Below are 13,389 nucleotides of genomic sequence, written 5' to 3' on the forward strand. Positions count from 1 at the left end.
AAGCACATGGGTAATTAGAAGTAAGGAGGCGGAAAACTTCACTGCCTTTTTACCCTTATCCTGATATAATGAAAATAAGTATAACCATGGCCTTCAAACAGAGGTTTTTACACGAATCAGATGAATCGCCGGACGGAAGGGGAGAGCATGTGGTTATTTATGAAACGGACCAAGCTTATATGATGACGACGCAGCATGACCATGCCCATATTTCAGGTGAGTTGGCTTTACAGTGGGAAGAAAGTGCTTTTAAGAATAGACGGCATAAACAGGATTTTGTATATGCAGCACGGGAACATGACCGGGGGTGGATTGAGTTGGACGCCGCTCCTTTCTGGAATGATCAGGTGTCTGCCCCCTATACGTTTATTGATTTTCCACTCAATCCACGTTTTGTGTTTTATCGTCTCGGAATTGATGAAGTCGAGCAAGTGAATTCCTACGCGGCACTGCTGTGCAGCCTGATGTACAAGGAGCTCGTCGGACGGACCGAGCATAAGGATGCTCAGGACAAGCAAGTGACGCGTGCTTATCAGGTGGCGGAGGAACAGCGTCGGCACAGGCTCAAACAGGAGATGTCATTTGGTGTAACCTTTGACCATCAGGTGCGGACGGATGTACGCAGAATGTTGTTCTGCGACGAATTGAGTCTGTTTCTGTGCAGCCGTGAGCCGGGTACACCTGCTGCAGATTATGAATGGTTTGCTAACGGATTGAGCTTTCCGGCGGTTCGCCATGAATGTGGGCGAGTCCGTGCCGAGTGGCTGTCGGATCAGACTGTGGGCCTTTCCTTTTTCCCTTTTACTGGAAAGGTGGAAATAACTCATACCTTCAAAAAGGTAGATAAAGAGCAAATTCGTATAGCAGGTCTTTTACACGCCTACCGATCCTCTGAATGGATGCATCGAACCTTTACCGTCGAACATATTATGGAAGTAGAAGAACATCAGGAGAATGCCTGACCATCTTCAAATACTCCTTCGAACGGGCATTGTGTTCGTGGACGTAGAGGAAGTCAGAGCAAAGCCTCCCTGAATGCCTATTCAGAGAGGCTTTCTTTTTCTTGGATTAAAGCTTTACGATTTTGTAGATGTTCTCGCGCGGTTGATCAGGGTCTGCGCCTTGTTCAATACCTTATTGCGCGCCCCTTTATTTTTCATCAGATACGCAACACCCATTCCCAATGCTGCTATGACCCATTTTTTATTCTTCATGATTCATGCCTCCTTATGCTCATGTTGTCATACGCTAACGATTTAAAATCATCCAAAATGTGAAATGATGAACGGGATTTCACGATTTAGTGCTTCATTGCGCCCGTTCCGCATAACTATGATTTTACCCTTTCCATCAAATCTTACCCGTCCTTCGTCCATGAAACGATTACGACTGCCTATTCACGTTTAATGGATATTATCAAGTATCCTGCCGCAATTGCTTCAGATGCACATGACAGGGAGGTCTTTGTTATGAGAAAGAAGGAAGTAGTTGCCATGCTGCTCGCTGGCGGACAAGGCAAAAGACTCAAAGGACTGACCCGTACACTTGCCAAACCGGCTGTATTTTTTGGAGGAACCTACCGCATCATTGATTTTCCCCTCAGCAATTGCACTCATTCCGGTATTGATACTGTAGGCGTGCTGACCCAATATGAACCGCTGGTGCTTCATTCCTATATCGGTGTAGGCAGTGACTGGGATTTGGATCGCCTGGATGGAGGAGTTTTCGTGTTACCTCCCCACGAAAAGGAGAATGGGAACAATTGGTATCGAGGTACGGCGGATGCCATTTATCGGAATTTGCATTTTTTGGATCAGTACGACCCGGAGCATGTACTCATTCTGTCAGGAGATCACATTTATAAAATGGATTACAGTCGCATGCTCGACTATCACAAGGAAAAGGGAGCAGACTGCACTATTTCCGTCATCGACGTCACGATTCAGGAAGCCAAAAGATTCGGGATTCTGAACGCCGATGATGATTTGAAAATATACGACTTTGAGGAGAAGCCGGAGCAGCCGAAAAGCACGCTGGCCTCCATGGGCATTTATTTGTTCAAATGGGAGGTGTTGCGCCGATATCTGCTGGAGAGCGCGAGCGATGCTGAATCCTCGCATGATTTTGGCAAGGATATCATTCCATTGCTGCTCCAGCATGGACGGTCGCTGTATGCGTACCCGTTTGCCGGGTACTGGAAGGATGTAGGCACCATTCAGAGCTTGTGGGAGTCCAACATGGATCTGTTGGCTCAGGACCCGCCGCTGGATCTGAATGACTCTTTCTGGCGCATCTATACCCGTAGTCCTAATCAACCGGCCCAGTATATAACCCAACGGGCTATTCTGAAAAACAGCATTGTGAATGAAGGCTGCGTGGTGGACGGAGAGGTCAGGCATTCTGTGCTTTTTTACGGAGTTGAGGTAGGAGAAGGGAGTGTTATTACCGATTCTGTCATTATGCCAAACGTCAAAATTGGTCGCAATGTTCGCATTCACCGGGCCATCGTGAGCGAAAACATCATTATTGAAGACAACGCGGTCATCGGATCTGAGGGCAGCTCGAATGAAATTGTTTTGTTCGATCAGGAAAGCCAGCTTCATGCACGAATATAACCCGGATAAGGACGGTGTCCGCTATGAGCCGACTCATTGGAGTCATCAACCTGGATCACGAACTGGATCAGTTGAAGGAATTGACCTATTTCCGGTGCGGGGCCGCAGTACCCTTTGCCAGTCGATATCGGCTCATTGATTTTACCTTATCTAATATGATGCATGCAGGGGTGCATGATATTGCACTGTTCATCCGCCGCAAATACCGATCGCTGCTGGATCATCTGGGTGAAGGTCGGCCTTGGGATTTGGACCGCAGGCGGGGCGGACTGTTTATTTTGCCACCAGACTGGAATGATCCGACGGATGCATCCCTTGGAGATTTGCAGCATGTACACAACAATCTGGACTTTTTTCATCGCTCATCAGGTCAGACGATTGTTCACGCCGGAACCCAGCATGTCAACAAGGTTGATATTGAGGATGTATACCGTTACCATCGGGAGAAGAACGCGGACGTCACCCTTGTGTACAAAGCAATACATCAGCTCGAATCTGAGCACGCTCCTTGTGTTCGACTGGAGATTGATGAGGACGGACGGGTGACGGGCATTCATCAGGAGCAGGATCATCATAATATTTATTTGGAAATTTTTGTCATGGAAAAAAGCCTGTATCTTGATCAGGTGAAGCATTGCATTGCTCATCAGGATAACCATTTTTTCCGGGATGCCATTCAGAAAAACCCTAGTGGCCTGCGCATTTATGCATATCCCTATGAAGGCTATCATGCCGTGATTAATTCCATTGAGAGTTACTATAAAAACAGCATGAAGCTGCTGGATCAGCAGCAATATCAAGCGCTGTTCCAGAATCAGCCGGTGCATACGAAAATCAAATATGAAGCTCCAACACGTTATACGGACACTGCCGAGGTGGATCATTCGCTTATCGCCAACGGCTGCACGATTGGGGGCAAGGTGGAGAACAGCATCCTTTTTCGCGGGGTACGGGTGGAGGAGGGCGCACGGGTAAGCAACTCGATCATTATGCAGAAATGTGTGATCCGTAAAGGCGCAGTGGTGGAGAATGTGATTTTGGATAAGGATGTGCAGCTTTCACCGGATCGTACCCTGATTGGAAACGCCAGAGTACCCTATGTCATTGCCAAAAATAGCGTGATTTAAAAATATAATTGAGCATTTAAAACGGAAATAACAGGAGGTCACACCTTTGTTCAGCAATAAAGAAGCATTTAAGCAGGCTTTTCGAGAGCAACTGGTCGGAAGGCTGGGCAAGCCGATGCAGGAAGCTCAGGCGGAAGACATATACAAGGTTTTGGGCGGTATGATCCGCGAACAAGTCGGCAAAAATTGGGCGGAAACGAACCAAGCCTATAAAGAAGGACAAGAGAAGCAGGTCTATTACTTTTCACTGGAATTTTTGATAGGCCGTCTGCTGGGCAGCAATTTGCTGAATTTGGGCGTGCTGGATATGGTCCGGCAGGCACTGGGAGAGCTGGGCTGGGATCTGGAAAAGATTGAAGAACAGGAGGCAGACGCGGGGCTGGGCAATGGCGGTCTCGGCCGTCTGGCGGCTTGCTTCATGGATTCGCTGGCATCCCTTGGCTATGCAGGACATGGCTGCGGCATCCGTTACAAGTATGGCCTGTTCGAGCAGCGTATTGTGGATGGAAACCAGGTGGAGCTGCCTGATTACTGGCTGCAAAAAGGGAACGTCTGGGAGGAGCGCCGCCCCGACAAGAAGGTCGAGGTTCAGTTCTGGGGACGTGTGGAAACTCGGGAGGAGAACGGTCGTCTTGTATTCGAGACGCAGGATGCCGAAACGGTCTGGGCAGTTCCGTACGATATTCCGCTTGTGGGCTACGGACATGCGCAGGTGAATACGCTGCGGATCTGGAGTGCGGAATCGGCACTTGATCCTGTCCGAGGGCCGATTCGAGGCGAAGGCGGTTACTACCGCTTTCTTGACTACAATCGTTCGGTAGAATCCATTTCGGCGTTTCTGTACCCGGACGATTCGAATTATGAGGGCAAGCTGCTTCGCTTGAAGCAGCAGTATTTCCTCTGCTCGGCCGGCTTGCAAAGTATTTTGCGGACGTTTGAGAAGCTTCGGTTGCCCTACAGCCAGTTGCCTGACAAAATAGCGCTGCATATTAATGATACACATCCGACGCTCGTAATACCGGAGCTTATGCGTATTTTGATGGACGTGAAGGGCTTGGGCTGGGATGAAGCGTGGGATATTACGACGCGGACGGTTTCATATACGAATCACACGATATTGAGCGAGGCGCTGGAGCAATGGCCTGTCAATATGGTGCGGGAGCTGCTTCCGCGAGTTTCTCTTATCATTGAAGAGATTAACAAGCGTTATTGTGCAATGCTGCTGGAGCATTATCCGGGACAGGACATCAAAATTGGTGAAATGGCGATTATTTACGGTGAGCAAATTCGCATGGCCCATCTGGCGATTGTCGGCAGCTACAGCGTCAACGGGGTGGCTGCTCTGCACACGCAAATTTTGAAGGAGCGGGAAATGAAGCCGTTTCACGAGTTGTACCCCGGCCGTTTTAACAATAAAACGAACGGAATTGCCCATCGCCGCTGGCTCATGCACGCGAATCCCGAGCTGGCAAGCTTGTATGATGAAACGATAGGCACACGCTGGAGAACTCGTCCACGCGAGTTGATCGACCTGCTTCGTTACAGCGGGGACGAGTCGTTCAAGGAACGGATACAGGCGATTAAGCGAAATAATAAAGTCAGGCTCGCCGAGCAGGTTTTTGCTAAACAGAGCGTGCGACTGGATACGTCCTCGATTTTTGATGTACAGGTTAAACGGCTGCATGGATATAAGCGGCAACTGCTTAATATTTTGCATGTGATGCACGTATACAATCAGCTCAAGCATAATCCTTCTCTAGATGTGGTACCGCGTACGTTTATTTTTGGGGCTAAAGCTGCTCCCGGCTATTATCTTGCCAAGCAGACGATTAAGCTCATTAACAACGTAGCGGACACGATCAATCGGGATGTGGATGTCAGGGACAAGCTGAAAGTCGTTTTTCTGGAAAATTACTCGGTTTCACTGGCCGAGCTGATTATTCCTGCGGCTGATGTCAGCGAGCAAATTTCCACGGCAGGCAAGGAAGCTTCAGGCACTGGAAACATGAAATTTATGATGAATGGTGCACTCACCCTGGGTACGCTGGACGGAGCCAATGTAGAAATGCATGAAATGGTAGGCGATGCCAATATGTTCATTTTCGGAATGAAGGTGGATCAGATCGAGGCGTATTACCGGGACGGGCAGTATTCAGCGCGCAAAACAGCCAACAGCGACGAACGGCTGCGTGAAGTGCTGGATCAACTGGTGAATGATGCTCCTTTTACGCGGCATGAACGGGAATTTGAGGCTATTTATCAATCCTTGATTGATCACAATGACGAATACTTTGTGCTCAAGGATTTTGCGGCGTATGTAGATACTCAGGTGCATATCGAGCAGGTGTACCGGAATCCGTCTGAGTGGACGCGGCGTGCTATTGTAAACATGGCACATGCCGGCAAGTTTTCCAGTGATTGCACAATTCAGCAGTACGCGGCCGATATTTGGAACATTGTACCTCTCCAAAACGATGTCAACAAGCGAATCTTGTCCTAATACGGCGAAACAGGCGGAATGGCATTGCTTTTCGAACGCTGAGGGTTATAATGACAGTATAGACATAAGTAAGGATGGGTAGCTGTATAACCTCATTCCTGAACTTGAATTGTACTGTTGAAGGAGTCCTCCTATTGATAAATCTCAATCCGAACAGGCTCAAATCTAAACAATCGAAGAAGAAATATAATGTGTTTCAAAATATATGGCGGGCGATTCGCCTGAATTTCATCAAGCTGCTGCGTGCGCCGGGTGGAGTGAAGAAAATCTCTTTGGGCTTTGCCATTGGCTTCGCTTTGGAGATGATTGTTATCTCCACGGCTTCGCTGGTATATCTCGTGTTTTACCCGATTGTCCGGCTGTCTGGCGGCTCGTTGCCTGCGGCAATTGTAGGCAACGTTGTAGGTAAGCTGACCTTTTTGCCGATTGTGCTGATGCCGTTCGCCAAGCAATTGGGAGCTTGGATTTATCCGTCCCATTACCCGGTACATGTACGGGGAGGCAGGCTCCATGAACATTCCTTTATGGAGCTGTTTCATGGCAATTGGTCTGTATTTAGAGACTTGCTGCATGGAGGACTGCACATTCTGATTGGCATGTCGATTTTCGGTGTGGTGCTAGGGGTTATCTCGTATTTTGTCATTCAAGTTCTGTATAACCGTTCGCTGCACAAACGGCTGGAAAAGCGGAAATTGCGTCATGGCGCAGCCTTTTCAGCGGCCAGACTGTTGAAAAACGGATAATGTAGCGAGGAAGAAGCTCCTTAAGCCTATGAACTAGGCCTGAGGGGCTTCTTGTTGTTTCTTCGTGGGAGGGGAACTCAAAAAGCGCCTTGCTCTTTAGGGAGAACAAGGCGCTTTTTGAAGTTATCGGCTTATTTTGTTGGAAATTATTGGATCGGTTGAGTTTGTATACAATAATTGGCTTCATTCGCTCGAATCGTTTACAATACGTGTGCATACAACACTGGACGACAGGTTAATGTACATACAAGGAGTGGTGAAGTTGCAGAAGATATGGCAAATCTACTTAACAGACTGGAAAAATGTATTCAAAGTATCAACCGGGACTTTATTAGTCATTGGTATTATTCTTTTGCCTTCCGTCTATGCATGGGTAAATTTGAAAGCAATGTGGGATCCTTATGCGAATACATCTGGTATTAAAATTGCAGTAACGAGTCAGGATCAGGGTGCTGAGGTGAACGGGAAGAAGATTAATATCGGTGACGAGGTTTTGCATAACCTTCAAAATAACAAGAAACTGGGCTGGACCTTTGTCAACGAAGCAGAAGCGAGAAAAGGTGTGCTGAATGGAGATTATTACGCGAGTCTGCTCATTCCAAAGGATTTTTCCCAAAAAATTACGAGCGTGCTCACGGAAAATCCGCAAAAGCCAGAGATTGATTACGCCGTCAATGAAAAAATTAATGCGGTCGCACCGAAAATTACATCTTCGGGAGCAACCGCTCTGACGAATCAGATTAGCCAAAACTTTATTGAAACCGCCAGTCAGGCCGTACTAACCAAGTTAAAGGAAGCTGGGGTGAAGCTGGAGGAGGAGCTGCCAACCATTCGCAACATTGAGAACCGGGTGTTGGAGCTGAACAACCGACTGCCGGATATCGACAGGTTAGGCAAGCAGGCAATCGAGTTGGAGCAGAATTTGCCGAAAATTAAGGCACAGGGACAAAAGATCATCGCATTGAAGGAGAAAATCCCTGAAATTAACCGTGCTGGCGATCTGGTGCTCAAAATTGAAAAAAACTTGCCCGAGCTGGACAAGGTGGCGGCGGTTATTTTAGATATACAAAAAAGGCTGCCGGATATTCAAAAGGCCGGAGATCGGATCGTGGAGCTGGATCAAAATTTCGGTAAGGTAGAAAGCGCATTGGCTACGGCCCTAGAGGACACGCAAACAGCGCTCATGGTCATTAATGCCGCACAAAAAGCGTTGCCGGAAGTACAAAAAATTGCGGATACGGGCAAGGATTTTACAAACGGATTGCTTGACTTTCTGGATAAAAATGATGGTGCGCTTGATTCAATCGGAACGGTGGTCAAAGAGGATTTACAGTTGGTACAGCAAATGGCAAATGAAGTTTCGGAGATCACAGGGATCATCCGCGGTGTTGATTTTGATCCTAAAGCAGCACAGGCTGCAGTGAATCGGGTTAGCGGAAGACTGACCACTGCCGTGGGAGTGCTGGATCGTATTTCTCAGTTGCTGTCCCGTGTTAACGGGTATTTGCCGAGTCAGCCGCTGGATTCGCTCATTTCCCGTGTGAGCGGTGTAGAAGACCGTTTCCGTCGCTTGAATAGCACGGTTACAAGCATCGGGGATGCCATTCAGCGCGGCGAGAAGCCTGCACAAAATCTGCTGGATAACGCTGACCGCCTTGCTGGAGAAATCAGCAAGGGGATTGACAGCATTTTGGGCAACTATGATACGGAATACGCACCAGCCATTCAAAAAGCGTTGGATCAAATAAAGACCGTTGCCCGTAATTCTGCGAATGTGCTGAATACGGCCCAAGAGCAGCTGCCGAATATTGAAAAAATATTAAACGACGCTCAGGCTGCCGCACAATTCGGTCAGGAAGAACTGACCCGTCTCCAACAGGATCTGCCGCAATACCGGCAAAAGCTGCATGAAGCGGCTACGACGATTCAGGGACGCATGGGCGAATTTACGAATGCTGTAAACAAAGCAGCGGACTTCGTGAATAACGATTTGCCAGCAGTTAAAAGTAAGATTCATCAGGCGGCGGATTTTGTGCGCAACGATTTGCCGAAGGCGGAGCAGCAGTTTATCAAAATGGCTGACCTGATTGAGAACAAGTTTCCTGAGGCAGAACATGCGGTGCACCAGGTCGCCAATTTTGTGAGAACGGATCTTCCTGCTGCTGAGGATTCCATACGTCAGGCCGCAGACACGATTCGCAAGCTCAAAGGCGAAAATGCCCTTGGACGGGCCATTGCATTGCTCAAGGGGGATGTGAAAAAGGAGAGCGATTTTCTCGGCAGTCCGGTTTCATTGAAACAGGAGCGTATTTATCCGATTCCGAACTATGGTTCTGCGATGTCGCCTTTTTATACCACATTGTCGATTTGGGTAGGTGCAATGCTGCTGGTGTCGATGTTCAGGGTAGATGTGGAAGACCCGGAAGGTAAATACAAAAGCTACCAAGTGTACTTCGGACGGCTTATGACGTTCTCCACTATCGGTATATTTCAGGCGCTTAGCGTGTCGGTCGGTGACTTGTTCCTGCTCGGGGCATATGTGGATGCCAAAGTTTCATTTGTACTTTCCTCCATACTGATCAGTCTCGTATTCACAGCTATGACCTATACACTGGTTTCGGTGTTTGGCAATATCGGTAAGGGGCTGGCGGTTATCTTGCTGGTGCTTCAGTTCTCCAGCTCAGGGGGCACATTCCCGATTGCGACGAGCACGCCGTTTTTTCAAGCATTGAATCCGTTCGTTCCTTTCACCTATGCGGTTAGTCTGTTACGAGAAACGGTAGGGGGGATGCTGCCTTCGACGGTGACACGTGATGTGGTGATGCTGTTTGTATTTATCGGGGTTTGCTTCCTGTTTGGATTGGTATTTAAGAAGCCGCTCAGCAAGTATACGAAAAAGATGGCTGAGCGAGCGAAAGAGACTAAATTGATTCCTTGATTGTTAAAAAGAGAGAGAGTTACGGTGTGTGGGCGGCTCCGCGAAGGATTTGATCTTACGATCGCTGGCGCTTCTACAGATTCAAATCCTCCGCTTCGCTGGGGCTACCACTGTAAAGTCACTTTCCCTTTAACGGTGGGTGGTAGTATGAGGGGGGATGGCCTCGCGCTTGCTGCTTCGGTAGTGCGTGGGGGTTTTTTGTATGCGCTAAAAAATATATTACCATTTCGGGGTGTTTCAAAGTGGTGTTTTCTGGTTAATGAAATGAGTATGGTTTTTTTTGGCATGGGATTTTTACGGTATTTAAAATTCTTAGGCAAAGGCGGGAGGCAATATGGAGTATTCATACTTGGGAAAGTCAGGCTTAAAGGTTAGTCGGTTGTGTCTGGGCACGATGAATTTTGGGCCGGAAACCGAAGAAAAGGAAGCGTTTAAAATTATGGATGCTGCGCTGGATGCGGGCATTAATTTCTTTGATACAGCCAATGTATATGGTCATGACCGCAAAGGGTGGACGGAGGAAATTATCGGACGCTGGTTTCAGCAGGGTGGCGGAAGACGCGAGAAGGTCGTGCTTGCGACGAAGGTATACGGGGATATGAAAAATGAGAACGACGGGCCGAACGCAGGATCAGGCTTGTCAGCTTACAAAATTCGCCGTCATTTGGATGCTTCTCTGAAACGTTTGCAGACCGATCATATCGAGCTGTATCAGATGCATCATATTGACCGAAACGTGTCATGGGATGAGCTGTGGGGTGTATTCGAGTCGGTTGTGGATCGGGGACAAGTTGATTATATCGGTTCCAGTAACTTTGCGGGCTGGCATATTGCTGTGGCGCAGGCCGAAGCGAAGGCACGCCGTTTTTTGGGGCTTGTATCCGAGCAGCATTTGTATAACCTGAATGAGCGTTCCGCCGAGCTAGAGGTATTACCTGCGGCCCAGGAGCTGGGACTCGGCGTTATTCCATGGAGCCCGCTGGCTGGCGGATTGCTGGGACGTAATGCATTGGCAGGTACAGGCTCGCGTAGCGCACGTTCCAAGGAAAAGATTGAACAAAATCGTGGGAAGCTGGAGCAATTTGCAGCGTTGTCCCGCGAGCTGGGCGAAAAGGAAGACGTGATTGCGCTGGCTTGGGTATTGTCTCATCCGGCCGTAACGGCTCCGATTATCGGCCCACGGACATTGGATCAGCTGGAGGATGCTCTGCGTGTGCCTGAGGTCAAATTGAGCGAGGATGTGCTTAGCAAGCTGAATGAGATTTTCCCTGGCCCCGGCAAACCTGCGCCGGAAGCCTACGCATGGTAATTTAGCATCCTTCCTATCAAAGACAAGAAGTGAATCGCAAAGAAGCAGCAGATCAGGAATATATCCTGGATCTGCTGCTTTTTTTACTAAATGCCCTGTCAAAACCTGAACGATAAGCGATCATGATCAGAATAGCCCTGCGCTAAACGTGATCTGTCTTTTTAGGCATCATCCGAGGGAGGATTTTTATATCATGTGTACTATAACTATGCAGAATCATGTCGAGCATGATACCGAATAAAAAATCTTGAGCAGAAATGGATTGCGATTGTTCGATTTGCATGAGAATAATGCCGAGTAAAATAACCAAAGACATCATAAGTCCCTGAATGGGGATTTTCCCTCGTACTTTTAAAGGACCGTTCTCCGTTTGCACAATTTCAGAAAATAACGGGACAAGCAAAGAACCGGAAATAATGGTAATTTGCCACGTTCCAGCGATCAGCCAGCCTGGTGAATAAGCTGATGCGAAGCACAATGGAGCATAAAACAATCCAAACCCGACGAAGCTCCATAGAACCCAGGTCCACGCTTGTTCTCTCATGACGTTCCAAAGAGGTTTAAGCTTGTGTTGGGTCAAAACGATGACGAATAAAATGGGGAGCATAAACAGATATCGCAAAGAAGCACTCCATATCCAGCTCCCCCCTGATAGCTCCATTGACCGATTGAGAACAAAAGTAAAAGCAAAAAAGAAAGCAGCCAATACACCTAGCCAGATTGATCGCAAAACATTCACCTTATTCTTTAAGTATCGTTATTATCATATATTAATAACTTTTTATGATTCATTTCAAGGGCTTCTTCGCAGTTGACAAGGCGAAAGAGATCATGTATATTACTGAATGCCTATATTAATAGTAATTATTACGATTTAAAAAAAGTATGATGAAGATGAGCATATATTAAAGGGAGCGTACCACCAATGAATAAGAAAGTAATACCGGTAACGGTGCTGAGTGGATATTTGGGGGCAGGGAAAACAACGATTTTGAATCATGTGTTAAACAATCGGGATGGAATGAAAGTGGCCGTGATCGTCAATGACATGAGCGAAGTAAACATTGACGCCGAACTGGTAAAAAAAGAAGGTGGCTTGTCCAGAACAGAAGAGAAACTGGTTGAACTGTCCAACGGCTGTATTTGCTGCACATTGCGTGAAGACCTGCTGCTGGAAGTCAAGAAGCTGGCGGAACAAGGCGAGTTTGATTATATTTTAATCGAATCTACAGGGATCAGCGAACCTGTGCCTATCGCTCAAACCTTTACGTACGCCGATGAAAGGACAGGCATTGATTTGGCTTCCCTGGCAAAGCTCGATTGTATGGTGACTGTGGTCGATGCGAACCGTTTCTGGCATGATTTTGAATCAGGAGAAACGCTGCTGGATCGCAGGCAGGCTACGGGAGAAGACGACACGCGTGATATTTCGGACTTACTGATTGACCAGATTGAAACCTGTGATGTACTGATTCTGAATAAATGCGATTTGGTTCAGCCCGCGGAGCTGGACAAACTTGAGGGCGTGCTGCGCAGATTGCAGCCTGAAGCCAGAATCATTCGTACTTCCAAGGGACAGGTCGCTCCTTCGGACATTTTGAACACGGGATTGTTTAACTTTGACAAGGCCAGCCAATCCGCCGGATGGATTCGTGAGCTGGAGCTAGAGAGCCATACACCGGAAACGGACGAATATGGAATCAATTCCTTTGTATATCGACGCAGAAGACCGTTCCATCCTGCCAGATTGGCTGAATTTATGAGCTACTGGCCGGAGGAGGTCGTTCGCGCCAAAGGTTTGGCCTGGATTGCGACCCCACAGGATTGGGCAGCCAGTATCAGCCAGGCAGGGCCCTCTATTCAGTTCGGACCGGCAGGAAGCTGGCTTGCGGCGTTGTCCGAGGAAGAACGGCAGGAGATCGTCGCAGCCAACCCTGAAGCTCTGGACAATTGGGACGAGCAATGGGGTGACCGCATGAACGAAATTGTCATGATTGGTATCGGAATGAAGCAATCGGACCTGGAAATAGAACTGGATCAATGTCTACTGAACGATACGGAGATGAACATGGATTGGTCTGACTTTGAAAATCCCTTGCCGTGGTCAGACGGGCAATAATTATTTGTCTTTGAATTAAACAGGATGTATAGCTATTA

At 47.9% G+C, this 13,389-nt stretch carries 9 protein-coding genes and 1 pseudogene; 8 read left to right on the forward strand and 2 right to left on the reverse strand.

From position 1 onward, the window contains the following. The first annotated feature begins 149 nt into the window (after positions 1-149). A complete protein-coding gene (locus tag ABIA61_RS02565; RefSeq protein WP_283655751.1) occupies positions 150-962 on the forward strand; it encodes a DUF3891 family protein in 813 nt (270 codons plus the stop codon). 114 nt (positions 963-1,076) lie between these two features. Here the strand turns inward: ABIA61_RS02565 and ABIA61_RS02570 are convergent, their stop codons facing one another. Then, a complete protein-coding gene (locus ABIA61_RS02570; RefSeq protein WP_200893397.1) occupies positions 1,077-1,214 on the reverse strand; it encodes a hypothetical protein in 138 nt (45 codons plus the stop codon). A gap of 255 nt (positions 1,215-1,469) precedes the next feature. Here ABIA61_RS02570 and ABIA61_RS02575 point away from each other — a divergent pair, with 255 nt between their 5' ends. The 6 genes from ABIA61_RS02575 to ABIA61_RS02600 all read left to right on the forward strand — a co-directional run bounded on the left by ABIA61_RS02575 (position 1,470) and on the right by ABIA61_RS02600 (position 11,232). Further along, positions 1,470-2,615 (forward strand): glucose-1-phosphate adenylyltransferase, encoded by a 1,146-nt coding sequence (locus tag ABIA61_RS02575; protein ID WP_283655752.1) that lies wholly within the window; start codon positions 1,470-1,472, stop codon positions 2,613-2,615. A gap of 23 nt (positions 2,616-2,638) precedes the next feature. After that, the gene (glgD, locus tag ABIA61_RS02580; protein ID WP_404519160.1) at positions 2,639-3,742 is read left to right on the forward strand and encodes a glucose-1-phosphate adenylyltransferase subunit GlgD; all 1,104 of its coding nucleotides are present in this window, start codon (positions 2,639-2,641) and stop codon (positions 3,740-3,742) included. Between the two features lie 46 nt (positions 3,743-3,788). After that, entirely contained in the window at positions 3,789-6,242 is a 2,454-nt protein-coding gene (locus tag ABIA61_RS02585) for a glycogen/starch/alpha-glucan phosphorylase (RefSeq protein ID WP_404580260.1), read from the forward strand. A 134-nt stretch (positions 6,243-6,376) separates the two neighbouring features. Continuing rightward, positions 6,377-6,985 (forward strand): DUF2062 domain-containing protein, encoded by a 609-nt coding sequence (locus ABIA61_RS02590; protein ID WP_404580261.1) that lies wholly within the window; start codon positions 6,377-6,379, stop codon positions 6,983-6,985. 262 nt (positions 6,986-7,247) lie between these two features. Further along, entirely contained in the window at positions 7,248-9,923 is a 2,676-nt protein-coding gene (locus ABIA61_RS02595; protein WP_404580262.1) for a YhgE/Pip family protein, read from the forward strand. Between the two features lie 334 nt (positions 9,924-10,257). After that, positions 10,258-11,232 (forward strand): aldo/keto reductase, encoded by a 975-nt coding sequence (locus ABIA61_RS02600; protein ID WP_283655757.1) that lies wholly within the window; start codon positions 10,258-10,260, stop codon positions 11,230-11,232. A gap of 226 nt (positions 11,233-11,458) precedes the next feature. On the opposite strand, the pseudogene ABIA61_RS02605 reads toward ABIA61_RS02600, so the two are convergent. Further along, positions 11,459-11,962, reverse strand: a pseudogene (locus ABIA61_RS02605) (multidrug resistance efflux transporter family protein); the annotation flags it as partial. Positions 11,963-12,157: 195 nt separating this feature from the next. Between ABIA61_RS02605 and ABIA61_RS02610 the strand changes: the two are divergent. Next, entirely contained in the window at positions 12,158-13,351 is a 1,194-nt protein-coding gene (locus ABIA61_RS02610; protein WP_404580263.1) for a GTP-binding protein, read from the forward strand. The last annotated feature ends 38 nt before the right edge of the window (positions 13,352-13,389 follow it).

The sequence above is a fragment of the Paenibacillus sp. RC21 genome, assembly GCF_044907935.1.
Taxonomy (GTDB): Bacteria; Bacillota; Bacilli; order Paenibacillales; family Paenibacillaceae; genus Paenibacillus; species Paenibacillus terrae_A.

Coding starts and splice junctions, on each gene's coding strand:
- ABIA61_RS02570 (WP_200893397.1), bottom strand. CDS start 1,214: ATGAAGAATAAAAAATGGGTCATAGCAGCATTGGGAATGGGTGTTGCG.
- ABIA61_RS02575 (WP_283655752.1), top strand. CDS start 1,470: ATGAGAAAGAAGGAAGTAGTTGCCATGCTGCTCGCTGGCGGACAAGGC.
- glgD (WP_404519160.1), top strand. CDS start 2,639: ATGAGCCGACTCATTGGAGTCATCAACCTGGATCACGAACTGGATCAG.
- ABIA61_RS02600 (WP_283655757.1), top strand. CDS start 10,258: ATGGAGTATTCATACTTGGGAAAGTCAGGCTTAAAGGTTAGTCGGTTG.
- ABIA61_RS02610 (WP_404580263.1), top strand. CDS start 12,158: ATGAATAAGAAAGTAATACCGGTAACGGTGCTGAGTGGATATTTGGGG.